The following is a 25,939-nucleotide window of genomic DNA, read 5'->3' on the forward strand; positions in this document are numbered from 1 at the left end:
GGCTTTTCAAAATTACTTTATCTCATAGGTATTGTTTTCCTTTTTCAAATCGGCCATTAATCCACTTGGATCTATGGAGATTTTCTTGATGGAAGCTTTTGGTTTAGCAATGTTGAATTCAAAGGTCGGGTACGCCCAAGCCCAATCATTCAAAACTGTTCTTTTTACAGCAGGATTTGGGTTCTCTTTTTCGAAACTCATCATGCGCAACGGAATGTAGAAACTTTCAATTGTTCCATCCGTATATTCCACAGTCAAATCAATCGGCATTGGCATTCTGCCAATTCTTTCTAAAGTTACGGTTGTTTTATCCGCATTTTCCTTTACGGCTGCGATACCATAATCAATCGTATTGGTGGTTTCTGTCCAATCCACTAAATACCAATCCAGATTTGCTCCAGAAATTCGTTCTGCAGATCTTTTGATATCATTTGGCGTAGGATGTTTAAATTTGAAATCGCTGTAATATTTTTTCAAGGTTTTGAATGCATTTTCTTTCCCTATTAAGTATATCAATTGCGCTAAGAAAATTTCACCTTTACTGTACGAAGTAATACTGTACACTCTGTTTTCGTCAAAGCGGTCTGCATGTGTTCCTTGTGGTAATTCTTTTCCTGAATTTACCATAGAAAAATAACCCGTATACGCTCCAGAAAATGGATTTTCTACTTTTTTATCAGCAATTTCGTTAAGTCCAAAATCTTCCAGAAAAGACGTAAATCCTTCGTCCATCCATCCGTGTTTTGATTCATTGGAAGCCAAAATATGCTGGAACCAAGAATGTGCCATTTCGTGTGCGGTTACACCAAGCAATCCGTCAAAAGTACCTTGACCTAAAATCAACGTACACATGGCATATTCCATTCCGCCATCGCCACCTTGAATCACAGAATATTGTTTGTAGGGATAATCCCCAACCGTTTTGTTGTAAATTTTCATCAACTGAACCGTTTTTGGTTGCAGGTTTTTCCAGTTTTGAATGTATTTTGGATTGTTTTTATACAAGAAATGTAAATCGACACCATTAGGCCCTTTTACTACATCATGAATGTAATTCTTATCAGCAGCCCACGTAAAATCATGAACCATTGGTGCATTAAAATGCCACGTCAATGTTTTTGTTTTCTTTGGAACAGACACAACAACACCTGGGTCTTGATAGCCGTGACCTATTTCGTTTTTGTTTTGTAAATAACCGGTGCCTCCTAAAACGTAATCTTTATCAATAGTGATTTTTACGTCAAAATTTCCCCAAACACCATGAAATTCTCTGGCGATATAAGGATCAGCGTGCCAACCTTCAAAATCAAATTCAGCCAGTTTTGGATACCATTGCGCCATCGATAATGCTACGCCTTCGGCATTATTTCTTCCGGAACGACGAATCTGAATGGGAACCTGACCATCAAAATCTAATGTGAATGTGGTTTTCGAATTGGGTACTATTGGCTTAGCCAAAGTCACTTCAAGAATAGTCCCAATCTCTTTTGTAGTAGCTGCTACTCCATCCTGTTTGAAATTAGAAATTCGCAAATAACCAATTTCATTTGGTTTCAAATTTTTAATGCGACTTTCTTTGACTTCTTTATCACCAACTTTCACTTTGGTGACCATTCTGCCGTCCGGATCTTTGATGCTTTGGATTCTGGCATCCATTTCGCTTCCGGGCTGAAAGGCATTATTGAATAGATGATAATATACTTTTCTCAAAGTATCAGGAGAATTATTGGTGTAAACCAATTCCTGTTTTCCTTTGTATTGGTATGTTTTTACATCCAGAGAAACATCCATTTTGTAATCGACATGTTGCTGCCAGTATGAAGTGTTTTGGGCCAAAAGACTTCCAAAACTTAAAGAGAAAATAGAAACTAAAAGTAATTTTTTCATAGGTAGGTTTAAATAAAAATGGAAGGACAATTTGTCCTTCCATATAATAAATTCTTAAAATATTATTTAGACATTTTCTCTGCCATTAGTAAAGCATTGTATGCATTTACTATTTTTCCTGATTTAGACAAAGCAGTAAACGAACGTGTGTCATTTGCTTTTCCTCCTACAATAACATCCGTTGTAATCGCAACTCCTGAATCCATCAAAATATGTTTTACTTGTTGCGCCGATAATTTTGGATAGTACGAACGAATTAATGCAGCAACTCCGGCAGTATTTGGCGCAGCCATTGAAGTACCTTGTAAGTATTTATACGTATTGTTTGGAGTTGTAGCGTAGATTTTTACTCCAGGAGCAAAAACGTCTACATTAATTTTTCCAATATTAGAAAAACGAGCGACAACTTTATTTCCATATTCAAAATTCAAAGCACCAATTGTGATTAAATTATCAGCAAATTCTGTTGTTTTATCATCTGAATCGTTTGGGAAATTTTCTGCATAATCAATATCTTTTGCATCATTACCAGCTGCATGAACGATCAATACATCTTTTTTCTCAGCATATTTTATAGCATCATAAACCCATTGCTTGTGTGGCGAAAAGCTTTTTCCAAAACTTCCGTTGATTACTTTGGCGCCATTATCTACTGCGTAGCGAATTCCAAGTGCAATATCTTTATCATACTCGTCACCGTCTGGCACTGCACGAACGGTAAGAATTTGAACATTATTAGCCACACCATCACCTCCCAAAGTATTATTTCTACTTTGAGCAACAATTCCGGCAACGTGCGTTCCATGAAGAATTTCGTTCTTGTCTGGTCCCATCACATTATTATTCCCGTATTTAGTATCGGTAATATCATTTGGATTATCTCCTACTACTTTACGGTAATCCGTTTTTAGATTGTCTCCGTTTATAAGTGCAACCTGATCGTCTAATTGTTTTTGAACCGCAACTTTAAGTTCCGCAATTGGCAATCCATAAGAAAGCATTTGTTGCATAGCCGCTTTGCTCTTTTGCGTTTCAGGTTCTTGCGAAACAATCGCATTTACCTCTTCAATAGTATAGACTGGTTTGCCAAAATGCTTCATTAAACTAGCATCGCTAGTCATAAGAGTCTCTAACATTTGCTCTGAACGTGTTTTTCCTGCAGCAGCTTCAGCAACTTTTTTGTCATTCAATACTTTTGCAGCTTGATACGTAGCATCATCAACTAAGGTTTTATCTTTGATGATTCTTTCATATTCCAGATTCTCTTTGGTAATGTCTCCTAGGAAATTCCAACCATGGATATCGTCGATATATCCGTTTTTGTCATCGTCAATTCCGTTTCCGGGAATTTCTTTAGTATTGGTCCAAAGCACTGATTTTAAATCCTCGTGTTCAATATCCACACCAGAATCTACAATTCCAACAATAACCGGCACGCCTTTTTTCCCTTTCAATAATTCAGCGTACGCTTTATCAACACTCATTCCAGGAATGGTATCCGTCACAATATCTAAATGACTCCAACGTTTCAAGTCATTTTCAGCAATTGGCGCCTTTTTTTTAATGTTCAAAGGTGCGCTTATGGCCACTAACTCCGAATTAGAAGTATTTGAAACTTGTTTTGAAGCGCCACAACCTACTAATGCTAAAAAAGCAAAAGCAGAAATGTAAATGGGTTTAATGGTATTCATCGAAAATGTTTTTTGTTAATTTTAAAATATTTGTCTAAAATAATTTTTTTTGTTACAAATGAAACTATCCTTAACACTATGTTAAGATTTGTTCGCAAGTAAAAACTTCTGCCAACCGAACGCCTTTTTCTGTTTTTTGTACGGTTATTATTTCATTATGAGCATCGTGTTCCAGGAACAAATAATAATTATTATCAGCCGCAGCATTCATGAATTTTTCTTTTTCTGGCATGGTCAATAAAGGTCTGGTATCATAACCCATCACATACGGAATAGGAATGTGTCCGGCTGTTGCCAATAAATCAGCGCAAAAAACGATAGTCTTGTCCTTATATTGAATGTGCGGAATCATTTGCTTTTCGGTATGTCCATCAGCAAAGAAGATGCCAAAACCCAATTCTGATGTTGCCAGAAAATCGCCTTCCGGTCTTTGGATGAAATTTAACTGCCCACTTTCCTGCATCGGCAAAATATTTTCTGACAAGAATGACGCTTTTTCTCTAGCATTGGGTTTCGTAGCCCATTCCCAGTGATTTTCATTCGACCAGAATTTAGCATTTTTAAACGCAGGTTCATAACCTGTTTTGTCGGCATTCCATTGTACACTTCCACCACAGTGATCAAAATGCAAATGCGTCATAAAAACATCGGTGATATCATCCCGATGAAAACCGTATTTAGCCAACGATTTATCTATAGAATGGGTTCCCCAAAGCGAATAATAACCAAAAAATTTCTCGGACTGTTTGTTTCCCATTCCGGTATCAATCAAAATCAATCGGTTGCCCTCTTCAATCAATAAACAGCGTGCCGCAATATCAATCAGGTTATTTTCATCTGCTGGATTGGTTCTATTCCAAATGGTTTTTGGCACCACGCCAAACATCGCGCCGCCATCCAATTTAAAATTTCCAGTTTCTATGGGATATAATTTCATGTTATTTTGTGTTTTTTGAGAGGTTTCAAAGTTAAGGAATTCAAATGCTTTTAGTCGTTACAAATAGCTTTTTTCTATTTTCGCATTGGCTATAAAAATGGTATCAATTATGGAAAAAGCTTTTTATACACTATCTTTGTGCTTAATTTAGACAAAATCAATATAAGCTATGATAAAAGTTTCTGACACTGCAAGAAAAAAAATCATCGATTTAATGAAAGATGATGGTTTTGATGCTGCAACTGACTACGTAAGAGTTGGTGTAAAAAGCGGCGGATGTTCTGGTTTGTCTTATGATTTAAAATTTGATAAAACGAAAAACGAAGACGATAAGATTTTTATTGACAACGACATTACTATTGCTGTAGAAAAAAAATCTTTTCTATACTTAGCCGGAACAATATTAGAATTCTCAGGAGGAATAAATGGTAAAGGGTTTATTTTCAATAACCCAAACGCCAATAGAACCTGTGGTTGCGGAGAATCATTTTCTTTATAACCAAATAACAACAGATTTAAACCATTAAGAAATTAAGTTAATTAAGCCTTAATAAAGCTTAATTTCTTAATGGTTTTAAAAAATAAAATTATGTCAAAATACACAGAAGACGACTTAAAAATCGAACTCGAAACTAAAGAATACGAATACGGATTTTATACCGAATTAGAATCAGAAACGTTTCCTATTGGTTTAAATGAAGATATCGTTCGGGCCATTTCGCACAAAAAAGGAGAGCCACAATGGATGACCGATTGGCGTCTGGAGGCTTTTCGTGCTTGGAAACTAATGACGGAACCAGAATGGGCTAATGTGCATTATACCAAACCTGATTTTCAGGCCATTTCTTATTATTCTGCCCCAAAAGCGGTAGATCCTAATAAAACATTGGACGATGTAGATCCTGAACTTTTAGAAATGTATAAAAAGTTAGGCATCTCAGTCGATGAGCAAAAGATGATGAATAATGTAGCCATGGATATTGTAGTTGATTCAGTTTCAGTAGCGACTACTTTCAAGAAAACATTAGGGGAGAAAGGAATTATCTTTATGAGTATTTCTGAAGCCATCAAAGAGCATCCAGAATTAGTTCGTAAATATTTAGGAACGGTTGTACCACAAAAAGACAACTTTTATGCGGCGCTGAATTCGGCAGTCTTCTCTGATGGATCTTTCTGTTATATTCCAAAAGGCGTTCGTTGCCCAATGGAACTTTCGACTTATTTTAGAATCAATCAAGCAGGAACAGGACAATTCGAAAGAACATTATTAGTTGCTGACGAAGGCAGTTATGTTTCCTACTTAGAAGGTTGTACAGCCCCAAGTCGTGATGAAAATCAATTACACGCTGCTGTAGTGGAACTAATTGCATTAGACGGTGCCGAAATAAAATATTCAACCGTACAAAACTGGTATCCTGGAAATAAAGAAGGAAAAGGAGGCGTTTTCAATTTTGTTACCAAAAGAGGAATTTGCGAGAAAAACGCAAAAATTTCTTGGACACAAGTAGAAACCGGTTCTGCGATAACTTGGAAATATCCTTCTGTTATTTTAAAAGGAGATAATTCAACAGGAGAATTTTATTCGATTGCTGTTACCAATAATTTCCAACAAGCCGATACCGGAACAAAAATGATCCATTTAGGTAAAAATACTAAATCGACCATTATTTCTAAAGGAATTTCTGCCGGAAAATCACAAAACAGCTATAGAGGTTTGGTTAAAATTGGACCAAATGCAGATAATGCAAGAAACTTTTCACAATGCGATTCCTTGTTAATGGGGAATAATTGTGGCGCACATACGTTCCCTTATATCGAAAGTAAAAATCCATCGGCAAAAATCGAACATGAGGCTACGACAAGTAAAATTGGCGAAGACCAAGTTTTCTATTGCAACCAACGTGGAATTCCAACCGAAAAAGCCATTGCTTTAATCGTAAATGGTTTCAGTAAAGACGTATTGAATAAGTTGCCAATGGAATTCGCAGTAGAAGCACAAAAATTATTAGAAATTAGCTTGGAAGGTTCTGTGGGATAACCCTTTAAATCTAAATAGTTATGGATCTGGTTTTAAAAAATGTAAAGAAAAAAGATTTTCCAGTGTTAAAATCATTGGCAAAATCGCTTGGTTTTGAAATTGTAGAAGAAGAAAAACCATATAATCCAGAATTTATAAAAGAAATTTTGGAAGCCGAACAAAGTATTAAAGACGGCAAAGGGATAAAAATGACGATGGAAGAAATACGTGCTTTGTGCAAATAGTATTTACTCAAAAAGCCAGAAAAGATCTTGATTTTTGGATTAAATCTGGAAACAAGAATGTTTTAAAAAAAATCGCCGATTTAATCGAAGACATTCAGCTACATCCTTTTGAAGGAATTGGAAAACCGGAGCAATTAAAACATCATTTGACTGGTCGATGGTCAAGAAGAATAAATCAAGAACATCGCATCATCTATAAAATTACAGAAGAAAATACAATTGAAATATTAGACATTTTATCATTAAAAGGTCATTACGAATAAATAAAGAAACAAATGTTATCAATAAAAAATTTACACGCCTCCATTGGAGACAAAGAAATATTAAAAGGAATCAATCTTGAAGTAAAAGCAGGAGAAATTCACGCGATAATGGGACCAAACGGTGCTGGAAAAAGTACCCTTGCGTCTATTATTGCAGGAAACGAAAACTACGAAGTAACCGAAGGCGAAATCTCTTTGGACGGAGAAGACCTTTCTGAATTGGCACCAGAAGAAAGAGCGCACAAAGGAGTGTTCTTATCTTTTCAATATCCAGTAGAAATTCCGGGAGTTTCAGTAACTAACTTCATTAGAACAGCGATTAACGAAACGCGTAAAGCAAACGGTCAGGAAGAAATGCCTTCCAACGAAATGCTAAAAGTGATTCGTGAAAAATCAGAATTATTAGAAATTGACAGAAAATTTCTTTCTCGTTCTTTAAACGAAGGTTTTTCGGGTGGAGAGAAAAAACGTAACGAAATTTTCCAAATGGCAATGTTAGAACCAAAATTGGCTATTCTTGACGAAACCGATTCTGGACTTGACATTGATGCCTTGCGTATTGTTGCAAATGGGGTTAACAAACTAAAAAGCGACAAAAATGCAATCGTAGTTATTACGCACTACCAAAGATTATTAGATTATATCGTTCCTGATTTTGTTCATGTATTATACAACGGAAAAATTGTAAAATCCGGTGGAAAAGAATTAGCGCACGAACTGGAAGAAAAAGGATACGACTGGATTAAACAAGAACAAGAAGCTTAAAAATAAAATAGTCAAAAGTCTAAGGTCATAAAGTCAAAAGAAAAAAGTAATAGGGAAATTTAGTTCTTGCGAAGAAATTAATTCTTGGCAAAAAGCAAGAGTTTTTAATAAAAGAATTTACCTAATTACTGAAAATACAAATTTCAACAAAGACTTTGATTTCATTAGACAAATTAGACGGGCTTCAATTTCTATATCATCAAATATCGCTGAAGGGTTTGAGAGAAATACTGACAAAGAGTTTGTTTACTTTTTATACGTTGCAAAAGCTTCCGCTGGAGAAGTACGTTCTCAATTATATTTAGCATTTGATTTGGATTATATTAATAAAGAAGAATTTGAAAAACTTTTAGAATCAGTAACAGAAATATCAAAATTGTTAAGTGGTTTTATTAAATACTTAGAATCTAGTCGTAAAGTTTAAAAGTCAAAAGTCGAAAGTCAAGAATAGTTGGATCAGCTATTTTATACTTATACCGACTTTAAGACATTTGACTTTAAGACTTTAAGACTTAAATTAAAATGGAATTGAAAGAAAAATTACTATCGTCTTTTATGGCATTTGAAGAGCGTGTCGATGTTCACTCTGAACTTCATGATGTGAGAACTACCGCCATAAAAAACTTTGAAAATAAAGGTTTCCCAACCAAAAAAGACGAAGCTTGGAAATACACTTCGCTAAACGCCATCTTAAAAAATGACTTTACCGTTTTTCCAAAGCAAGAAAATGCAGTTGAATTCAACCACGTAAAGAAATACTTTTTACATGAGATAGACACTTATAAAGTAGTGTTCATTGACGGCATTTTCAGTTCGCATTTATCGTCAACAACACACGACGGAATTGATGTTTGTTTGATGTCATCGGCACTGACAAAGCCAAAATACAAAATGATCATTGATGATTATTTTAATCAAATTGCCAGCAAAGAGGAAAGTTTGACTTCTTTGAATACAGCTTTTGCTATTGAAGGAGCGTATATCCACATTCCGAAAAGCAAAGTAGCCGACAAGCCTATTGAGATTATGTATTTCTCAACTGGAAATGAAGCAGCGCTTTTGGTTCAACCAAGAAACTTGGTGATTGTGGGTGAAAATTCACATGTTCAAATTATTGAACGCCACCAAAGTTTAACCGAAAATCCCGTGTTAACGAATTCCGTTACCGAGATTTTTGCTCAAAAACACGCTATCGTAGATTATTACAAAATTCAAAACGATGCGCTTGAAGCAAATTTAATTGACAATACGTTTGTTTCTCAACAGAAAGAAAGTCATGTTTCCGTTCATACCTTCTCTTTTGGAGGAAACTTAACGAGAAACAATTTGAATTTTTATCACTTTGGGGAACGATTGACAAGTACCTTAAACGGGATTACAATTATTGGCGAAAAACAACACGTAGATCATCATACTCTAGTGAAACATTCGACTCCAAATTGCGAAAGTTTTCAGGATTATAAAGGAATTTATTCCGATCGTTCTACAGGCGTTTTCAACGGAAAAGTGTACGTGGAGAAAGATGCTCAAAAAACAAATGCGTTCCAAAAAAGCAACAACATTCTATTGAGTGACAAGGCTACAATAAACGCAAAACCACAATTGGAAATTTTTGCTGATGACGTAAAATGTTCTCACGGTTGTACCATTGGACAATTAGACGAAACGGCAATGTTCTACATGCAAGCGCGTGGAATTCCTAAAAAAGAAGCCAAGGCGTTATTAATGTATGCGTTCTCGAATGCCGTTATTGAAAACATCAAAATACCGGAACTCAAAAAACGAATTACCACCATTATCGCCAATAAATTGGGCGTGAAATTGGGATTTGATTTGTAATCCGTTTATAAGAAAGAAATTTTAATAGCAACCCTTTCAGAGTTTTAAACTCTGAAAGGGTTTTTTAATACAGTCATTTCTTCAAACTCCCCACAATCTCTTTCAACATTCCATTAAAATCAAATTCAGGTTCTTCGGTCAAGCCCATTCTTACAATCACTAAATCAAGTGACGGAATAATCGCCACCATCTGACCTTGAAAACCGCTGCAGTAGTACATATCTCTTGGAACATCGGGAAAATGTCCGCCGACATTGAGCCAAAAGTGTCCGCCATATCTTCCTTTAGAAGTATTTGTAGGAGTTGCAGTGTATTTCTCCCAACTTTCGTTGAAAATTTGTTCGCCGTTCCAATTGCCTTTGTGCAAATACAACAATCCAAATTTTGACCAATCGCGTGTTGTAGCCCAACCGTAGGACGAACCTACATAATTCCCCGCCATATCCGTTTCGATTACCATCGAGTTCATTCCTATCTTATCTATTAGCGCAGAATACCAAAAATCTAAATATTCCTGATGCGTTTTGAACTGCTTCCGCAAAATCCCGGAAAGCAAATTTGTAGTTCCCGAAGAATAATTCCAATGCGTATTTGGTTTGAATTCTGCCCGTTTTTCTAATTGCGAGCGAGTCATATCTTCAGACTGAAAGAGCATTTTGGTGGCATCAGAAATAGTCGCGTAATCCTCCACCCATTGTAACCCGGAATTCATGTGAAGCAAATCGTTTGTAGTAATCAATTTTCGGTTGTCATTTTTCCATTCCTCAATTGGCGCAGGATCATCAATGTCAAATTTTCTTTGATTCTCCAAAATTCCAAACATGGCGCTAGTGATACTTTTAGTCATCGACCAACCTAATAATTTACTGCTTTTATCGAAACCGGTATCGTACTTTTCTGCAATGATTTTGTCTTTATAAACAACCAGAAGAGAACGCGTTCTTTTGTCAACAAAGCCTTTTTTATCAAAAGTATTGGCAACAGCAGCATTTAATTTGGCGTAATCAACGGTACTAAAAACCGTGTCTTTAGGCTCCTTATTTCCATACGGAAAAGGTAAATCATTGTTCTGTTTTGTTCTTTTAGGAACCAAATACGGCTTTATCTCATCAAAATCATCGTTGATTAAAGTGGCGCCCAAACCTTCGCGATAAATTGCTTTTCGTTCTTTCAAACCATAAACCGAAGCAACGGCAAACTTTCCGGCGTCTTCAATTTTATTTTTGGCCAAGTCAATCATGTCAATATCATTGTCACCTTTCTCAATCATTTCCTGCGAACGATTATCAATAAAATATCCCGAAGCAATACTTTTGGCTGAAAAGCCAGAAATTAAATCCAGTTTTGGATAAGTGCTAAAGCCAAAATAAAAGATTCCGATAAAAAAAGCAAAACCAACGAGCTTGAATAATTTTTTCATAAAAAATTAATTTTAAGCAATTTAATAAAAAAGAACCACATTTTTGAAACAGTAATAATGACTGTAAAGTGATTTTTCTGTGAAAAAATATTTTATTTAAACCATTAAGAAATTAAGTTCATTAAGAATTAATACTTAATTTTTCTTAATTTTTTAATGGTTAAATTTATAAAGCGAAATTGTTTCATAAAATCTTCCTATTTACCAAAAACGAAGCTTTACAGAATGTTTTATTTTTCTAAATCGTAAATAGTAATAACTTTTATTAACAAGTGTTTGCCGAAAATTAATTTCAATTTCATTACTTTTGTATTTAGAAAAATTCTAAATAATGAAAGACTAATTTCAAATTAGTTTATCTAAAAAAACGATACTTATTGGCGTTTTATCTGACCAATAAAAACAATAAAAAAACAAGCAGATTACATGTTAGATATCAATAAAATTAGAGCCGACTTCCCTATTCTTTCCCAGAAAGTAAACGGAAAACCATTGGTTTATTTCGACAACGGTGCTACATCGCAAAAACCACAAGTTGTGATTGATGCAATTTCAAAATATTATCAGGAAATTAATGCCAATATTCATCGTGGCGTGCACACGTTAAGTCAATTAGCAACTGATGCGTATGAGATTTCACGTGGGAAACTTCAAAATCACATCAATGCGAAGTTTGCTCATGAAGTACTTTTTACTTCGGGAACAACGCATGGAATTAATTTAGTTGCCAATGGATTTGCTTCGATTTTGAAACCAGGCGATGAAGTTTTAGTTTCGGCATTGGAACACCACAGTAACATTGTGCCTTGGCAGATGTTGTGCGAGAAAACAGGTGCGACTTTGCGCGTAATTCAAATGAATGAAGATGGTGAATTAATCATGTCAGAATATGACAAATTACTTTCTGATAAAACGAAGATCGTAACCGTAAATCACATTTCGAATGCACTGGGAACTGTCAATCCAATTAAATATATGATTGACAAAGCGCATGAAGTTGGCGCGGCGATCTTGATTGATGGCGCACAGGCTGTTCCACATTTGAAACCAGATGTTCAGGAATTAGACTGTGATTTTTATGCTTTTTCAGGGCATAAAATGTGTGGTCCTACAGGAACCGGAATTCTATACGGAAAAGAAGCGTGGTTGAATAAATTACCGCCGTATCAAGGTGGAGGAGAAATGATTAAGGAAGTGACTTTCGAGAAAACGACTTATGCTGAATTGCCCCATAAATTTGAAGCCGGAACACCCAATATTGCCGGAGGAATTGTTCTGGGAACTGCGGTTGATTATATGAATGAAGTTGGTTTTGAAAACATTCAACAACAAGAAAAAGAATTATTGGAATATGGAACCCAACGTTTATTAGAAATTGAAGGGTTGAAAATTTTTGGCACAGCCAAGGAAAAAACTTCCGTAATTTCGTTTAATATTGAAGGCATTCACCCGTATGATATTGGTACGATAATTGACAAATTAGGGATAGCCGTAAGAACCGGCCACCACTGCACCCAACCTATCATGACTTTCTTTTGTATTCCGGGAACGATACGAGCATCATTTGCTTTTTATAATACCAAAGAAGAAATTGATGTTATGGTGGAAGCTATTAAAAAAGCGCAACTCATGTTATCTTAAAAATTTAAAAATATGAAGGTACTCTCTTTATTGTTGCTGACCATTTTTCTTGGAAAAGGATGTAAAAGTGCTCAAGCACAAGAAATCAGGAATGTTGTAATTGAATATGAAGCCAACACCAGAGGTTTTTATCAAAAAATAACGGTAAAAAATCAAATGGTTACTATTTCTAAGAATAGAGATGGAAATGACAAACCGGTACCAACAAAAATATCGGATGCCGACTGGAAAGAACTCGTAGACTGTTTTGAAACGATGCAATTGGATAGTTTGTCCAAGTTAAAAGCGCCAACTGAAAAACGTTTTCATGACGGTGCGGCTATTGCTAATTTGAAAATCACCTTCAAAGACAAAACGTATGAAACGACTAGTTTTGATCATGGTTTTCCACCAAAAGAAATTAAGAAGTTCGTACATAAAATAAATTCGTTTGTTAAAAAAGAATAATACTGAAATAAATTCAGCATACTATGAAAATAAAGGACATACAAGAAGAAATCGTTGATGAGTTTTCTATGTTTGACGACTGGATGGAGCGTTATGAATACATGATCGAATTAGGCAAAAAACTTCCTATGATTAAAGAGGAATTTAAAACAGAAAATAATCTGATTAAAGGCTGTCAGTCAAAAGTTTGGTTACAAGGAGAGCAAATCGATGGTAAAATTGTTTTCACTGCCGATAGCGATGCCATTTTGACAAAAGGAATTATAGCGATATTAATTCGTACTTTTTCCAATCAAAAAGCGTCTGATATTCTGGAAGCCGATATGGGTTTTATTGATGAAATAGGCTTGAAAGAACATTTATCACCAACGCGCGCCAATGGATTAGTATCGATGATAAAAAATATAAAAATGTATGCTTTGGCATTCAACACGCAACATTAATTAAGAGTTTTAAACCATATAAGTAATTTAAGAAAATATAAAAGCTCTACTGATTAACAAATTTTGAAGTGCATTTCGCAACTTTAAACCTTAACCTTTAAACTAAAATAATGGAAGAAACAATTATAGACACAACTGAATTAGGAGAATCAATCGTAAAAATATTAAAAACCATTTATGATCCGGAGATTCCTGTAGATATTTACGAGTTAGGATTGATTTATGACGTGATGGTCAACACCGATTATGAAGTAAAAATCCTGATGACTCTTACCTCGCCCAACTGCCCCGTTGCAGAAAGTTTACCAAGAGAAGTGGAAGAAAAAGTAAAATCGATTACCAATGTAAAAGATGCTGAAGTAGAAATCACTTTTGATCCGCCTTGGAGCAAAGACTTAATGAGCGAAGAAGCAAAATTAGAATTGGGAATGCTTTAAATTAGTCTTAATGTCTAAAGTCATAAAGTCTCAAAGTAGTTGACCTTATGACTTTCGACATTCGACTTTAAGACATAAAAATGGAAATAATAAATAAAGTAGCGAATAGTGTTTTGGAAGTTTTCGATCTCGAAGATTATTATCCAAAAGGGATTCGTACGCAAATCGATATTTCACAATGGCTTTTGGAAGGTTTTTTATTAAAAGAAAAAAACTTTAGAGAAGACCTTAAAAATCATGATTGGTCCCAATATCAAGATCAGTACGTAGCCATTCATTGCAGTACCGATGCTATTGTTCCGGCTTGGGCTTCTATTTTGGTTGCGATTCAATTAGCGCCATTTGCAAAGAAAATCATTAATGGGACTTTGGAAGATTTAGACGCTTCTCTTTATGAAGAGTTACTGTCTAAAATTGATTATTCAGTTTATGAAAACAAACCTGTTATTATAAAAGGATGCTCCAAAAAACCGGTTCCAATGCGGGCTTACGTATTAGCTGCGCATTACTTGCAGCCTTTTGCACGAAGCATTATGTATGGCGAAGCTTGCTCTGCCGTTCCATTGTACAAAGCGCCTAAAAAGGACTAATACATTGTGTTTGTTTATACTTTAATTGTAGTATTTAAAATATAAAGACATGAAAAAAATAGCTTTTTCTTTAGTATTGCTTTTGGCCATAATTTCTATTCATGCGCAAGAAACTTCAAAAGACACTACAAAACTTTGGACAAAAAAAGGAAATATCTCTTTACTTTTTAATCAATCGGCTTACAACAAGCAATGGCTGGGTGGCGGAACTTCAAATATTGCGGGGAATTTTGGATTAAATTACGACTTCAATTATAAAAAAGAAGATATCGTTTGGGATAATAAGTTCATTTTAGCGTACGGTTTAACCAAAATAAAAGGAGACGAAAAAACTGCAAAAACAGACGATCGTTTGGAATTGAATTCTCTTTGGGGAAAGAAAGCCAAAGGGCAATGGTACTATTCGCTGTTTTTCAATTTCAAGACTCAAATGGATACCGGATTAGACAAAAATGACGAGAAAATATCCCATTTTTTCTCTCCTGCTTATTCCCAATTGGGGCCAGGAATGTTGTGGAAAAAAAGCAATAATTTGAGTGTCAATTTTTCTCCGGCAACGGCTAAACTAATTATTGTTCATCCTCATTTTACGGAATTGGGCCCTTCTTTTGGAGTACTTCAAGGCGATTCTTCCCGATTTGAATTTGGAGCCAGTATTTCGGCCTATTACAAGTTCAATGTGATGACCAATGTATCTATTGAAAACCGATTGAATTTGTATTCTAATTACTTAGATAATCCACAAAATATTGATGTGGATTATCAAATGAATTTGCTCCTGAAAATCAATAAATACTTGTCCGCAAATGTGGCTGTTCAGGCAATTTATGATGACAATTCCGTTCAAGCCGTTCAGGTAAGAGAAGTGTTTGGTTTAGGCGTTAATTACGGTTTTTAAAGAAACTTATTTCTTAACGCTGTATTTTGTAGTTCTGGCGTCTTTGATTATTCCTTTCCAGTTTAGTCCAAAACCAAAATCATATACATTTCCAGTAGCATCTTTATAGGGCATCATGTCGTGAGGAACGTCTTCCAGTTGTTTTTCAACGGTAGTCATGTTCAATGGCATTTGTAAAGGCAACAATCCGGAAGGTTCTGTTTTACCCGAAACAATATCTAGTAAAGCTTCAAGTTGTACGCCAAATTCTCCCACGATTGCATCGACTTCATTTTCAAATTCTCCAAAAACCATTGGATTAGAAATATTCACAGACACCAATACCGGTCTTCCATTCATCGCTTTTTTAGTTTCCAGAATCGTGTTTAAATCTGGGTACGAATTTGATTTTGACGTTTTATTCAAATACGAACGATTGGTAATCGTGGGATCAATCACAGGATCTCCAGCAGCAATACTTTGCGCCCTTGCCTCTGTAGCGGTATAGTCTTTAAATTGCAAACTAATGGGCACATATCCATTTCCACCAGCTACTCTGTCGGCTCTGCTGTATCCGCCACTGATAGGGCTTTTGATAAATACAATAGCAAAATCCGCTTTATTGGGATCTTCGGTTACGGTATAATACTTTTTAATCAATTCTAAATTAACCGGATATTCAATTTTTTCAGGAGACGGCTGACCAAAAAAGTTGATTCCTGCTGGAGTAACTCTTTTTGGGATGTAAACGGTCTTTCCTTTTGCAATTGGCAACGTTTTGTTTTGATTTTTAATCATCACAACTGACTTTAATTGCGCGTCATATCCGGCCTTCATAAAATTAGGATTTCCCACGATAGCTTTGGTCTCATTAGGATCTAAATAGGCGTTTTCGAACAATCCCACTCTGAAAATATTCAAAAGCAAACGAACTGCAGATTGCTCAAAACGCTTGCGCATAAATGGTTCTCCGTGTTCTTTTATACCCATTTGGTACGCTTCCAGCACGGGATTAATATCATTATTTCCGCCAAATTGATCTACACCCGCCATTAGGACTTTATAATGTCTTTCGGCAATACTTAATTTTTCAACACCCCAAGATTTCCCTGAAAAAATATCTGGCTTAGGTCCTTCATCTGAGGTAATCAACCAATCGGTGCAAACGACTCCATTATACCCGTATTGGTCTCTTAACAAATCTGTAATAATGTATTTACTGAATCCGTTACCCACATTCTCACCGTATTTTTTATCCTGACCATACGAAATCGTGTAATACGGCATCACTGCTGAGGCTTTTTTAGTAGCTCCTTTTAACTGAAAAGCACCATCGGTAAAGGGTTTTAAATGCGTTTCGAAATTATTTCCCGGATAGACCGCAAATTTTCCATAAGCAAAATGTCCATCACGTCCTCCTTCTTCCGGACCGCCACTTGGCCAGTGCTTAACCATCGCGTTAACGCTTTGATTTCCCCATCCTTCATAAGATTTAATCGATTTTGGTGACGTTTGAAATCCGTCTACATAAGCTCTTGCCATAGCTGTCGCCAGTTTTGGGTCTTCGCCAAAAGTACCCACAAAACGATTCCACCTTGGTTCTGTTGCCAAATCAATCTGTGGGGATAGCGCTGTGGTGATTCCCATAGCTCTGTATTCTTTGGCAGCAATTGCACCAAATTGTTCCGTGATAGCGGCATCAAAAGTAGCGGCTAACCCTAATTCTTCGGGCCATTGTGATATAGCTCCACCCGAACCTGCATTGTATTCGGCATCTTTATTGGCTCCATTTCTTGGGTCAGAACTGTTGTTAGAAGGAATTCCCATTCCAATACCTTCGACTAATGCTTGTATATTATTATTCCATTTTGCTGCAATTATTGGACTTTCAACAGAAGTCATTAACACATGACGTAAATTATCTTTGGTTAAAAATGCAATTTGCTGGTCAGACAAATCAGATGATTTTACACCACTTTTAGAAAAAGGTTTTTCACTATACGTCCCGGCAAACATTCCAGCTTCTTGTGCCGGAATCGCTTGATGCCTGCTGTATAACATTAATCCGGCCATTTGCTCTACCGTCATTTTAGCAGCAAGATCTTTGGCCCGATCTGCTACCGGTTTTCTCCAATCTTCATAAATATCTAATTTCCCATTTCTGTTAAGGTCTTTAAAAGCCAAACCATCTATTTGGATGATTATAATACCTGATTTTGGCGAATAGCCTAATGTTTGTCCTCTTTTATTTTGGATAATAGTATGTGAGTCTTTAATCGTTTCGGTCCATTTGGTTTGCGCTTTTAAAGAGAAAACTACTAATAGCAGAGAAGGGAGTATAAGGATTTTTGATTTCATGATGGTTTATTTATCAGTCTGATAGCTTTTTATAGTCTTCCAAATGTAAAAAATAAATGTGTTATTACGACACATTGAAAAAAATATTTTTTTTTAGTTTTGGAATAAGAAGTTAAAACAAAATTAATTATCGCCCTCCAAAAGTTCAATTGTAATGGCGATTTGAATTATTTGTTTAACTTTGCGCAAAAATTATTAAACAAAAATATCAATAAACATAGAAAAATGTTTCAGCAATAAACATTTTAAACTCATTGTAAAGATTGTAAATGAAACGGTAGTGATTGATTCATTAGTACGTAATTGGAAAAAATAAATTAAAATTTGATGAAAAATAAAAAACCAGATAATGTAGTCTATTCAGTTGAAAAAGGTTTTAATGCGAATGTATTGCCTTACGCTACCAATGTTGGAGCACCGGTAATCAGGGTTGGCGATGTGGTTTCTTGGAAAAGTAGAGGGATTGACAATGTGAATAAAGAGTTTGGAAATAAATTCAATGAACTGAAACTGCAATATGAAAAGTTGATGCAAGAATACGAATGGAATGAATTAGTGTACAGCGCTAAATTTTCATTTGAGCCTGTTATTGGTGAAATTTATCATTTGTACAGAGATGCCACAGGCGTAAATTTTCTTTCATTGATAGGGCCTAATGAATGGAACAAGGAACATATTGGTACCTTTAAACTGAATAGTGATAAAAAATGGATTCTCCTGAATGCACAAGATTCGCAGTTTTATTAAAATAAAATAACCGAGAATGTAGTTTTCAATTTGATCAAAAAATTGTACAAAAATTTTCTGTTATTTATGTTTGCGATTGTAAAGATTTTTAATCATTCTTTTTAATCGTATTTTTATCCCGGTAATAACACATGGAGGTATGGAAGAAATTTTAAGACAACAAATAGAGAAAATTGTACCATTAACAGATGATGAATTTCAATTTGTACTTTCTCACTTTTCGGTTGGTAACTATAAAAAACATCAATATATTATTCAACAGCAAAATCCTGTTCCGTATGTTCATTTTGTGGTAAAAGGGCTGATGAAATCTTTTTATATTGACAAATCGGGCAAGAATCATATTTTGCAATTTGCCATGGAAGACTGGTGGATAACAGATAACCAGGGATTTTATAATAGCCAGAATGCCACGCTCAATATTGACTGCTTAGAAGACGCACAAACCTATTATATCACTCTTGATAATAGAGAAAAATTGTGTGCCGAGTTGCAGAAAATGGAATTCTTCTTTTTGCAAAAAATGACTGCCGGAAATATTGCGCTTCAAAACCGAATTCTATCGTTGATGAGCAAGAATTCAGAGGAACGGTACACGCAATTTATCCAATTATATCCGGATTTGATTCACCGCATTCCTAAAACTTTAATAGCATCCTATTTGGGAATTTCCAGAGAAACATTGAGCCGTTTGTCGCATTAACGTGATATAGATCACAAATTATATGTGAGGTATGTCCTTTATAATCCATGGAATATTTCCGAATTTTGTATTGTAAAAATTTAAAATATACACATGGAAAATATAGCGTTAGTAGTTGGAGCTACAGGAATAACGGGTAGCAATCTCGCAGAAAAACTTATTGCCAAAGGCTGGACGACTTACGGTTTAGCCAGAAACCCACGAAAAAATATCGAAAACCTACAGCCAGTTGCTGCAGACCTTTTGGATCTGGAGAATTTAAAAACAGCTTTAAAAGATATTTCTCCCACACACATTTACATTACAAGTTGGATGCGCCAGGACTCTGAAGCCGAAAACATACGTGTGAACAGCCTGATGGTCAGGAATATTTTGGAGGCCTTATCTTCTAAAAAATCAGTGCAGCACGTAGCGCTTGTTACAGGACTGAAACATTATCTAGGGCCGTTTGAGGCGTACGCCAAAGAAGGATTTTTACCCGAAACGCCACTTAGGGAAGAGCAACCCCGTCTGGAGATAGAGAATTTTTACTATGCCCAAGAAGATGAAGTGTATGCCGCTGCAGCGCGAGATGGTTTTACATGGAGCATCCACCGCCCGCATACGGTTATAGGGAAAGCAGTAGGCAACTTAATGAATCTAGGTACGACGCTCGCAGTGTATGCCAGCATTTGTAAAGAAACAGGAAAGCCGTTTCAGTGGCCGGGTTCAGCTGCACAATGGAATGGACTTTCAGATGTTACGGATGCCAGAGTATTGGCAGAACATTTAATATGGGCTTCCACTACAGAAGCGGCTCGTAACGAAGCTTTCAACGTGGTCAATGGAGACTTTTTTCGCTGGAAATGGCTTTGGAAAAAATTAGCGGAATCGTTCGGGATTGAAGCAATGGGCTATGACGGTACGATTCATCCCCTTGAAGAACAAATGAAAGATGAAGCTCTGGTTTGGAAAAAAATTGCCGATCAAAATGCTCTTGAAGAGTCTGATTTAAACAAACTGGCCTCTCCGTGGCATACGGATCTTGACTTGGGGCGCCCAATAGAAGTCATGACTGATATGTCTAAAAGTCGTAAACTCGGATTCCCTGTTTTTCAAAGAACCGAAGATTCATTTTATGATTTGTTCGAACAGCTTCGTACTGACCGATTAATTCCATAATTTCCTAAAGTAGTCTGCATAAAAAAGGGTTTCAAGATTTATTTCTTGAAACCCTTTTTTAGTATTGTTTCTCTTGTATTGGCAACAGCCGACACCTTCACTATTTATACATCTATAGCATCAAAAACAACGACTTTTTCCCATAAATGAGAACAGTTTTTTATAAAATCCTGATGAAGTGGATGGTCTTGGTATATTTTTTGTCCGGCCTCATCATCAAAAAACATAAGCTCTGAAACATCCCAAGAGGTGTCTACTACTTCGCGTTTCTCGGTAGAAGCTAAAACGCCCACATGAATTTGACGAATTGTTGGAATCCCCGCCAAAGTTTTCAAACCAGTAATCAATTGCTGTTTATCCGCCTCCGATTGAGGGTTCTTTAGCCAAAAAAAGACATGGTGTAACAATGATTTTTTCTTTGGACGTATTCCAAAGCCCATAATGCCTGCAACTCCAAATAAAGCTGCGAAACCAATAAATCTTCTTCGTATCATCAATTTATTTTTTTAAAAGGTAAATATCGAAATTTTAAAAAGAAAAAAGAAAAATAACGCCTTTTATTTATTGGAACAGATTCGCATAAAAAAGTTACAGGTTTGTGTCTTGAAACCTTTTCTAAAGTTACTCTATTTTCATGGTCTTGTTTTGTAGGAAGCATTCTACCGCGGTTGTTGCGAGTTTCTTCTTTTTAGCCTTAGCGAAGATCTTTAAAAAATCCAGTAGAAAAAGAGGTTATCTGGAGAGAATTTAGTTATTTTGGAAGCAATCATTAAGATGATGTCAAAAACACTGCAAATGAAAATAATTGATAAGCTCGCTTGGATTGAAATTAAGAACAATAAAATTTTATCTACAAAATCTTTTGACAAAGATAAATATTATATTCCTGGTGGTAAAAGAGAAAATTTTGAGACAGACGCACAGGCGTTATGTCGTGAAATAAAAGAAGAACTTAGTGTAGTGTTAATTGCTGACACCCTAAAATTTATTGGAGTATTTCAATCACATGCTCATGGGCATTCTGAAGACACGATTGTCAAAATGACTTGTTATGCTGCAAATTATACTGGTTTGCTAAAAGCGGAATCAGAAATTGAAGAAATGATATGGTTGACTTATTCCGATAAAGATAAAATATCAGAAGTGGATACGTTAATTTTTGATTTTTTGAAAGAAAGCAATATGTTGGAATAAACAATTAGACACAAAATAATTATGTTCTAATAGGAAAGAACATTTGATACGTACATTCTTTAAAACAAAAAAGACCTTACATCACTGTAAAGTCTTTTTAAAAAGCTCCCTCTCTTGGGCTCGAACCAAGGACCCTCTGATTAACAGTCAGATGCTCTAACCAACTGAGCTAAGAAGGAAACTGTATATTTTTATTCTGGTAAAGAATGAACGTTTTTGGGTGCTTATTGGTGAAGTTCGTTTCACTTGTAAAGCGGTGCAAAGATAGGGCTTAATTTGATTTCCGCAAGCAAAAAGTAAAAAAATATTATTTTTTTTTAATTCCCAACAATTGACTTATAAATGTCGTTTCCGTTAGCGAATAACAACAGTGTTATAAGTAATACGAAACCAACCATTTGTGCATTTTCTAGGAATTTATCACTTGGTTTTTTACCACTAACAATTTCATATAATAAAAACATTACATGCCCACCATCGAGTGCCGGAATAGGCAATAAGTTCATTACACCCAGCATAATTGATAACAAAGCAGTGATGTTCCAGAAAACTTCCCAGCTCCAAGTATTAGGAAAAATGTCGAATATCGCTTTAAAACCACCTACTTGTTTGTAAGCACCCGTACTTGGACTGAAAATCATTTTCAATTGTTTTCCGTATCCTACTAATTGATCTTTTCCTTTAGTAATCCCAACCGGAATAGATTCTATGAAACTAAATTCCTGTTTGCTGATTTTATAGTATCCTAGTTTCTTTAATGATTCCATTCCTAAGCTTCCAATGCCAATGCCTAATGTTGCATCTTTAGAAACAATCACTTGCAACGGAACTTGTTTTTCATCTCTCAAAACAACAGCCGAAATAGTTTTGTTTTTATTCTTTTTTAAAACTGAAGTTACCTGGTCGAAATATCTTGTCGATTGCCCATTTAAAGACAAAATAATATCTTTTGGCTCTAAATTAGTATTCAAAGATCCTTCAGAAATTGAAGTTATGGCAAATGGTTTTCTAATCGAAACTAGAGTGCCTTTTTCTAGTTTAGACAATTGATCCACAAAATCAACCGGTATTTTTATAGTTTGCTCTATTCCATTCCTTTCAATCAAGACTTGTTTAGCCATGATGATTTTTATATTCATTTCATTGTCATACTTGATGATTTTTTCACCATCAATAGCAATGATTTTATCTCCTGTTTGAAAACCTACTTTATTCATAACTGGGTTCTCAATCAAAAGACCGTCTTTCAAATCTTCATTTGCAATATAAGTATCACCATAAGCAAATGCCATTCCGATATAAATGATAAAAGCCAAAATGAAATTCACGGTAACACCACCCAACATAATAATCAAACGTTGCCAAGCCGGTTTAGAACGAAATTCCCATGGTTGTGGTGGCAAAGCCATTTGTTCCTTGTCCATACTTTCGTCAATCATTCCGGAAATTTTCACATAACCGCCCAAAGGCAACCAACCGATACCGTATTCAGTTTCGCCAATTTTCTTTTTTAGAAGGGAATATTTAACGTCAAAAAATAAGTAGAATTTTTCAACTCTGGTTTTAAACAGTTTAGCAGGAATAAAATGTCCTAATTCGTGAAGTATAATAAGTAATGATAAGCTCAATAAAAATTGAGAAAGCTTGATAACTATGTCCATTTTTTAATTTTAGTTCTTTTACAACTCACAAAAGTAAGGTTTTCTATTTGTTTAATTTGCAAATATTATTCCATAAGACTTTAAATGTTTGTTAATTAATGGAAATTCAATCTCTCCTTTCGCTGCTGTCCCTTAACTTTACTTTTTTTTAAAGAAAATTCTATTTATCGTCATTGAAATTAATACACTTAAATTTATACTATGCTATCTCAATTATTTTTACCTCTCCAAATAAAGAGCATCACGCTCAAAAATAGAATTACAATTTCTCCCATGTGCCAATATTCTGCTCAAGATGGCTTTGCCAATGACTGGCATCTTGTGCATTTGGGAAGCCGTGCTTCAGGAGGAGCGGGATTAATCATTCAGGAAGCGACTTCGGTTTCTCCTGAAGGCCGAATTTCTCCAGGTGATTTAGGACTTTGGAAAGATGAACAAATCGAAAAAATGCAGCAGATTAATCGTTTTATTATCAGTCAGAACTCCATTCCGGGAATCCAATTGGCGCATGCCGGAAGAAAAGCAAGTGCTGCATCACCATGGAACGGAGGTAGAAAACTAAACGAAACGCAAGGTGGCTGGGACACTGTTGCGCCTAGTGCTGTCGCGTACCATCATACTGAAAACCCACCCATAGCATTAGATGAGCCGGGAATTCAAAAAGTAATTTTCGACTTTAAATCAGCCACAAAAAGAGCGGTTCAAGCAGGTTTTCAGGTGATGGAAATTCATGCCGCACACGGTTATTTGTTGCATCAATTTCTTTCGCCTTTGTCTAATTTACGTACCGATGAATATGGAGGAAGCTTCGAGAACCGAATCCGTTTTACGCTGGATATTGTGGATGCAGTTCAATCAGAATGGCCGCAAAACTTGCCTTTATTCGTTAGAATATCAGCTACGGACTGGGCAGAAGGCGGATGGAACTTGGAGGAATCGGTACAGCTTTCGAAAATATTAAAAGAAAAAGGAGTGGATTTAATCGATGTTTCTTCGGGAGGATTAGTCTCACACCAACAAATTCCGTTAGGTCCAAACTACCAAGTTCCTTTTGCGGAAAGTATAAAAAAGGAAACCGGAATGATGACCGGTGCAGTTGGATTAATAACTGAAGCCGCTCAAGCCGAGGAAATTGTTGCTTCAGGGAAAGCAGATTTAGTATTATTCGCCAGAGAATCCCTTAGAAATCCAAATTTAGGATTAAAATTTGCCGAAGAACTTCAGGCAGATATCCAATGGCCAAAACAATACGAAAGAGCCAAAAATTAAATAACAAAACCCATCTTCAACGAACTTAAGTAGCACGAAAGATATATTGTTGCAATTATTAAAAAGAGTTTTTTGCCACAGATTGGAAGGATTAAAAAGATTTTTAAAGCTGCGTGACGAATTAATCGGTGCTAATCTTTGAAATCTGTGGCAAAAAAATTTAGCATTTTAGTAAAACACGACATTAAATTTTAGCTATTACTTATATTTCTTATGTGGTTAAAATTTGAATATAAGTTTTACCATTAAAAAGTATAAATTCGTATTTAATAAACAATACCATGCAAAAAATTAAAACTGCTTTGCTTTCCTACGGAATGTCTGGAAAAGTATTTCATGCTCCCTTTTTAAATATTCACCCCGGATTTGAACTCCTTGGTTCTTGGGAACGAAGTAAAAAATTAATTCATCAAGATTATCCTTCGGTGAAAAGTTACGCCACGATGGAAGAGTTATTGCACGATGATGTTGACTTAGTAGTGGTCAATACACCCGTAGCTACACATTATGAATATGCCAAAAAAGTGTTGCTGGCCGGAAAACATGCTTTAGTCGAAAAAGCATTTACCACAACTGTTGCTCAAGCGCAGGAATTAGCGGCTTTAGCCAAAGAAAAAGGATTGAAACTGTCCGTTTTTCAAAATAGGAGATGGGACAGCGATTTCAAAACGGTCCAAAAAATCATTTCAGATAATGTCCTTGGTGAAGTTGTGGAAGCCGAATTCCATTTTGATCGCTATAATCCGATTTTAAGTCCAAAACAACACAAAGAAACGGCTAATTCCGGCGCTGGGATTCTGAAAGATTTAGGACCTCATTTAATTGATCAAGCGCTCTGTTTGTTTGGTTTGCCTCAATCGGTTTTTGCAGATATTCGCATCACACGGGAACATTCTTTGGTAGATGATTACATTGATATTGTATTGTATTATTCTAATTTTCGTGTCCGATTAAAAGCTGGTTTTTTTGTGCGCGAAGCCATTCCGTCTTTTGTGGTTCATGGCAAGAAAGGTTCTTTCCTGAAAGTGCGTGGCGATGTTCAGGAAGACGAATTAAAACTTGGAATGAAACCCAATTTGGATACTTGGGGGACGGAATCTTCAGACAAAAAAGGACTTTTACACACGGAAATAAATGGTGAAATTGTAAAAGAACATATCCCAACTCTTCAAGGGAATTATTATGCTTTTTTTGATGGCGTTTACAATTCAATTTCACTGGATGCAATAGAACCGGTAACGGCACAAGATGGCGTTCATGTAATGCAAATTATTGAAGCCGCTATTCAAAGCAGTGCTCAGAAAAAAAGAATTGATTTATAAAATTAACCGCAAAATCGCAAATTTG

The 25,939-nt window shown here is 35.6% G+C and carries 26 protein-coding genes and 1 tRNA gene; 19 read left to right on the forward strand and 8 right to left on the reverse strand.

Annotation, left to right across the window (positions count from 1 at the left end):
- Window positions 1-12: 12 nt before the first annotated feature.
- The 3 genes from ACNQGD_RS04070 to ACNQGD_RS04080 all read right to left on the reverse strand — a co-directional run bounded on the left by ACNQGD_RS04070 (window position 13) and on the right by ACNQGD_RS04080 (window position 4,515).
- Complete coding sequence (locus ACNQGD_RS04070; protein WP_417998395.1) at window positions 13-1,887, reverse strand: M1 family metallopeptidase; 1,875 nt, start codon at window positions 1,885-1,887, stop codon at window positions 13-15.
- 62 nt (window positions 1,888-1,949) lie between these two features.
- Window positions 1,950-3,578 (reverse strand): S8 family peptidase, encoded by a 1,629-nt coding sequence (locus ACNQGD_RS04075; RefSeq protein WP_417998396.1) that lies wholly within the window; start codon window positions 3,576-3,578, stop codon window positions 1,950-1,952.
- A 76-nt stretch (window positions 3,579-3,654) separates the two neighbouring features.
- The gene (locus ACNQGD_RS04080) at window positions 3,655-4,515 is read right to left on the reverse strand and encodes an MBL fold metallo-hydrolase (RefSeq protein WP_417998397.1); all 861 of its coding nucleotides are present in this window, start codon (window positions 4,513-4,515) and stop codon (window positions 3,655-3,657) included.
- Window positions 4,516-4,684: 169 nt separating this feature from the next.
- Between ACNQGD_RS04080 and ACNQGD_RS04085 the strand changes: the two genes are divergently transcribed.
- The 7 genes from ACNQGD_RS04085 to sufD all read left to right on the forward strand — a co-directional run bounded on the left by ACNQGD_RS04085 (window position 4,685) and on the right by sufD (window position 9,644).
- The gene (locus ACNQGD_RS04085) at window positions 4,685-5,014 is read left to right on the forward strand and encodes a HesB/IscA family protein (RefSeq protein ID WP_417994654.1); all 330 of its coding nucleotides are present in this window, start codon (window positions 4,685-4,687) and stop codon (window positions 5,012-5,014) included.
- 90 nt (window positions 5,015-5,104) lie between these two features.
- A complete protein-coding gene (gene sufB, locus ACNQGD_RS04090) occupies window positions 5,105-6,553 on the forward strand; it encodes a Fe-S cluster assembly protein SufB (RefSeq protein ID WP_417994655.1) in 1,449 nt (482 codons plus the stop codon).
- Window positions 6,554-6,573: 20 nt separating this feature from the next.
- Window positions 6,574-6,777, forward strand: coding sequence for a DUF2683 family protein (locus ACNQGD_RS04095; RefSeq protein WP_417998398.1), 204 nt, complete (start codon window positions 6,574-6,576; stop codon window positions 6,775-6,777).
- Window positions 6,768-7,040: a Txe/YoeB family addiction module toxin gene (locus ACNQGD_RS04100; RefSeq protein ID WP_417998399.1), complete on the forward strand. Its 273-nt coding sequence runs from the start codon at window positions 6,768-6,770 to the stop codon at window positions 7,038-7,040. Before ACNQGD_RS04095 ends, ACNQGD_RS04100 begins: the two co-directional genes overlap by 10 nt.
- 12 nt (window positions 7,041-7,052) lie before the next feature.
- Entirely contained in the window at window positions 7,053-7,805 is a 753-nt protein-coding gene (gene sufC, locus ACNQGD_RS04105) for a Fe-S cluster assembly ATPase SufC (protein ID WP_416842285.1), read from the forward strand.
- 76 nt (window positions 7,806-7,881) lie between these two features.
- Window positions 7,882-8,229: a four helix bundle protein gene (locus tag ACNQGD_RS04110; protein WP_417998634.1), complete on the forward strand. Its 348-nt coding sequence runs from the start codon at window positions 7,882-7,884 to the stop codon at window positions 8,227-8,229.
- A gap of 98 nt (window positions 8,230-8,327) precedes the next feature.
- Window positions 8,328-9,644, forward strand: a complete 1,317-nt coding sequence (sufD, locus tag ACNQGD_RS04115) for a Fe-S cluster assembly protein SufD (RefSeq protein ID WP_417994658.1) — start codon at window positions 8,328-8,330, stop codon at window positions 9,642-9,644.
- A 73-nt stretch (window positions 9,645-9,717) separates the two neighbouring features.
- Here sufD and ACNQGD_RS04120 read toward each other — a convergent pair whose 3' ends face one another.
- Window positions 9,718-11,064 (reverse strand): serine hydrolase domain-containing protein, encoded by a 1,347-nt coding sequence (locus tag ACNQGD_RS04120; RefSeq protein ID WP_417998400.1) that lies wholly within the window; start codon window positions 11,062-11,064, stop codon window positions 9,718-9,720.
- Window positions 11,065-11,490: 426 nt separating this feature from the next.
- Here ACNQGD_RS04120 and ACNQGD_RS04125 point away from each other — a divergent pair, with 426 nt between their 5' ends.
- From ACNQGD_RS04125 to ACNQGD_RS04150, 6 genes are all read left to right on the forward strand, one after another.
- Complete coding sequence (locus ACNQGD_RS04125; RefSeq protein WP_417998401.1) at window positions 11,491-12,705, forward strand: aminotransferase class V-fold PLP-dependent enzyme; 1,215 nt, start codon at window positions 11,491-11,493, stop codon at window positions 12,703-12,705.
- 12 nt (window positions 12,706-12,717) lie between these two features.
- Window positions 12,718-13,152, forward strand: a complete 435-nt coding sequence (locus ACNQGD_RS04130; RefSeq protein ID WP_417998402.1) for a hypothetical protein — start codon at window positions 12,718-12,720, stop codon at window positions 13,150-13,152.
- Window positions 13,153-13,175: 23 nt separating this feature from the next.
- A complete protein-coding gene (locus ACNQGD_RS04135) occupies window positions 13,176-13,595 on the forward strand; it encodes a SufE family protein (protein ID WP_417994662.1) in 420 nt (139 codons plus the stop codon).
- A gap of 110 nt (window positions 13,596-13,705) precedes the next feature.
- Entirely contained in the window at window positions 13,706-14,032 is a 327-nt protein-coding gene (locus ACNQGD_RS04140) for an SUF system Fe-S cluster assembly protein (RefSeq protein WP_121343070.1), read from the forward strand.
- An 80-nt stretch (window positions 14,033-14,112) separates the two neighbouring features.
- A complete protein-coding gene (locus ACNQGD_RS04145) occupies window positions 14,113-14,622 on the forward strand; it encodes a DUF2480 family protein (protein WP_417998403.1) in 510 nt (169 codons plus the stop codon).
- Window positions 14,623-14,671: 49 nt separating this feature from the next.
- Complete coding sequence (locus tag ACNQGD_RS04150) at window positions 14,672-15,520, forward strand: DUF3078 domain-containing protein (RefSeq protein ID WP_417994664.1); 849 nt, start codon at window positions 14,672-14,674, stop codon at window positions 15,518-15,520.
- A 6-nt stretch (window positions 15,521-15,526) separates the two neighbouring features.
- Here ACNQGD_RS04150 and ACNQGD_RS04155 read toward each other — a convergent pair whose 3' ends face one another.
- The gene (locus ACNQGD_RS04155) at window positions 15,527-17,857 is read right to left on the reverse strand and encodes a glycoside hydrolase family 3 protein (RefSeq protein WP_417998404.1); all 2,331 of its coding nucleotides are present in this window, start codon (window positions 17,855-17,857) and stop codon (window positions 15,527-15,529) included.
- 327 nt (window positions 17,858-18,184) lie between these two features.
- On the opposite strand from ACNQGD_RS04155, the gene ACNQGD_RS04160 reads away from it, so the two are divergent.
- The 3 genes from ACNQGD_RS04160 to ACNQGD_RS04170 all read left to right on the forward strand — a co-directional run bounded on the left by ACNQGD_RS04160 (window position 18,185) and on the right by ACNQGD_RS04170 (window position 20,468).
- Window positions 18,185-18,604, forward strand: a complete 420-nt coding sequence (locus ACNQGD_RS04160; RefSeq protein WP_417994666.1) for a DUF2452 domain-containing protein — start codon at window positions 18,185-18,187, stop codon at window positions 18,602-18,604.
- Window positions 18,605-18,743: 139 nt separating this feature from the next.
- Window positions 18,744-19,307: a Crp/Fnr family transcriptional regulator gene (locus ACNQGD_RS04165; RefSeq protein WP_417998405.1), complete on the forward strand. Its 564-nt coding sequence runs from the start codon at window positions 18,744-18,746 to the stop codon at window positions 19,305-19,307.
- 93 nt (window positions 19,308-19,400) lie between these two features.
- The gene (locus tag ACNQGD_RS04170; RefSeq protein ID WP_417998406.1) at window positions 19,401-20,468 is read left to right on the forward strand and encodes an SDR family oxidoreductase; all 1,068 of its coding nucleotides are present in this window, start codon (window positions 19,401-19,403) and stop codon (window positions 20,466-20,468) included.
- A gap of 104 nt (window positions 20,469-20,572) precedes the next feature.
- Here ACNQGD_RS04170 and ACNQGD_RS04175 read toward each other — a convergent pair whose 3' ends face one another.
- A complete protein-coding gene (locus tag ACNQGD_RS04175) occupies window positions 20,573-20,962 on the reverse strand; it encodes a Dabb family protein (protein WP_417994669.1) in 390 nt (129 codons plus the stop codon).
- A gap of 301 nt (window positions 20,963-21,263) precedes the next feature.
- On the opposite strand from ACNQGD_RS04175, the gene ACNQGD_RS04180 reads away from it, so the two are divergent.
- Window positions 21,264-21,662: an NUDIX hydrolase gene (locus ACNQGD_RS04180; protein ID WP_417998407.1), complete on the forward strand. Its 399-nt coding sequence runs from the start codon at window positions 21,264-21,266 to the stop codon at window positions 21,660-21,662.
- Between the two features lie 105 nt (window positions 21,663-21,767).
- Here the strand turns inward: ACNQGD_RS04180 and ACNQGD_RS04185 are convergent.
- Both ACNQGD_RS04185 and rseP read right to left on the reverse strand, forming a co-directional pair.
- A tRNA-Asn gene (locus ACNQGD_RS04185) sits at window positions 21,768-21,841 on the reverse strand.
- Between the two features lie 138 nt (window positions 21,842-21,979).
- Complete coding sequence (rseP, locus tag ACNQGD_RS04190) at window positions 21,980-23,323, reverse strand: RIP metalloprotease RseP (protein ID WP_417998408.1); 1,344 nt, start codon at window positions 23,321-23,323, stop codon at window positions 21,980-21,982.
- Window positions 23,324-23,524: 201 nt separating this feature from the next.
- Between rseP and ACNQGD_RS04195 the strand changes: the two genes are divergently transcribed.
- Both ACNQGD_RS04195 and ACNQGD_RS04200 read left to right on the forward strand, forming a co-directional pair.
- A complete protein-coding gene (locus ACNQGD_RS04195) occupies window positions 23,525-24,592 on the forward strand; it encodes an NADH:flavin oxidoreductase/NADH oxidase (protein WP_417998409.1) in 1,068 nt (355 codons plus the stop codon).
- A gap of 281 nt (window positions 24,593-24,873) precedes the next feature.
- A complete protein-coding gene (locus tag ACNQGD_RS04200) occupies window positions 24,874-25,914 on the forward strand; it encodes a Gfo/Idh/MocA family oxidoreductase (protein WP_417998410.1) in 1,041 nt (346 codons plus the stop codon).
- The last annotated feature ends 25 nt before the right edge of the window (window positions 25,915-25,939 follow it).

This window comes from Flavobacterium glucosi (genome assembly GCF_048286535.1).
GTDB lineage: Bacteria > Bacteroidota > Bacteroidia > Flavobacteriales > Flavobacteriaceae > Flavobacterium.

Excerpts from the sequence above, each read along its gene's own strand:
- ACNQGD_RS04125 (WP_417998401.1), top strand. The coding sequence starts at position 11,491 with ATGTTAGATATCAATAAAATTAGAGCCGACTTCCCTATTCTTTCCCAG.
- ACNQGD_RS04085 (WP_417994654.1), top strand. The coding sequence starts at position 4,685 with ATGATAAAAGTTTCTGACACTGCAAGAAAAAAAATCATCGATTTAATG.
- ACNQGD_RS04150 (WP_417994664.1), top strand. The coding sequence starts at position 14,672 with ATGAAAAAAATAGCTTTTTCTTTAGTATTGCTTTTGGCCATAATTTCT.
- ACNQGD_RS04155 (WP_417998404.1), bottom strand. The coding sequence starts at position 17,857 with ATGAAATCAAAAATCCTTATACTCCCTTCTCTGCTATTAGTAGTTTTC.
- ACNQGD_RS04170 (WP_417998406.1), top strand. The coding sequence starts at position 19,401 with ATGGAAAATATAGCGTTAGTAGTTGGAGCTACAGGAATAACGGGTAGC.
- ACNQGD_RS04165 (WP_417998405.1), top strand. The coding sequence starts at position 18,744 with ATGGAAGAAATTTTAAGACAACAAATAGAGAAAATTGTACCATTAACA.
- ACNQGD_RS04080 (WP_417998397.1), bottom strand. The coding sequence starts at position 4,515 with ATGAAATTATATCCCATAGAAACTGGAAATTTTAAATTGGATGGCGGC.
- ACNQGD_RS04195 (WP_417998409.1), top strand. The coding sequence starts at position 23,525 with ATGCTATCTCAATTATTTTTACCTCTCCAAATAAAGAGCATCACGCTC.
- ACNQGD_RS04120 (WP_417998400.1), bottom strand. The coding sequence starts at position 11,064 with ATGAAAAAATTATTCAAGCTCGTTGGTTTTGCTTTTTTTATCGGAATC.
- ACNQGD_RS04160 (WP_417994666.1), top strand. The coding sequence starts at position 18,185 with ATGAAAAATAAAAAACCAGATAATGTAGTCTATTCAGTTGAAAAAGGT.
- sufB (WP_417994655.1), top strand. The coding sequence starts at position 5,105 with ATGTCAAAATACACAGAAGACGACTTAAAAATCGAACTCGAAACTAAA.
- sufC (WP_416842285.1), top strand. The coding sequence starts at position 7,053 with ATGTTATCAATAAAAAATTTACACGCCTCCATTGGAGACAAAGAAATA.
- sufD (WP_417994658.1), top strand. The coding sequence starts at position 8,328 with ATGGAATTGAAAGAAAAATTACTATCGTCTTTTATGGCATTTGAAGAG.
- ACNQGD_RS04070 (WP_417998395.1), bottom strand. The coding sequence starts at position 1,887 with ATGAAAAAATTACTTTTAGTTTCTATTTTCTCTTTAAGTTTTGGAAGT.
- rseP (WP_417998408.1), bottom strand. The coding sequence starts at position 23,323 with ATGGACATAGTTATCAAGCTTTCTCAATTTTTATTGAGCTTATCATTA.
- ACNQGD_RS04145 (WP_417998403.1), top strand. The coding sequence starts at position 14,113 with ATGGAAATAATAAATAAAGTAGCGAATAGTGTTTTGGAAGTTTTCGAT.
- ACNQGD_RS04140 (WP_121343070.1), top strand. The coding sequence starts at position 13,706 with ATGGAAGAAACAATTATAGACACAACTGAATTAGGAGAATCAATCGTA.
- ACNQGD_RS04130 (WP_417998402.1), top strand. The coding sequence starts at position 12,718 with ATGAAGGTACTCTCTTTATTGTTGCTGACCATTTTTCTTGGAAAAGGA.
- ACNQGD_RS04075 (WP_417998396.1), bottom strand. The coding sequence starts at position 3,578 with ATGAATACCATTAAACCCATTTACATTTCTGCTTTTGCTTTTTTAGCA.
- ACNQGD_RS04200 (WP_417998410.1), top strand. The coding sequence starts at position 24,874 with ATGCAAAAAATTAAAACTGCTTTGCTTTCCTACGGAATGTCTGGAAAA.
- ACNQGD_RS04180 (WP_417998407.1), top strand. The coding sequence starts at position 21,264 with ATGAAAATAATTGATAAGCTCGCTTGGATTGAAATTAAGAACAATAAA.
- ACNQGD_RS04175 (WP_417994669.1), bottom strand. The coding sequence starts at position 20,962 with ATGATACGAAGAAGATTTATTGGTTTCGCAGCTTTATTTGGAGTTGCA.
- ACNQGD_RS04135 (WP_417994662.1), top strand. The coding sequence starts at position 13,176 with ATGAAAATAAAGGACATACAAGAAGAAATCGTTGATGAGTTTTCTATG.
- ACNQGD_RS04095 (WP_417998398.1), top strand. The coding sequence starts at position 6,574 with ATGGATCTGGTTTTAAAAAATGTAAAGAAAAAAGATTTTCCAGTGTTA.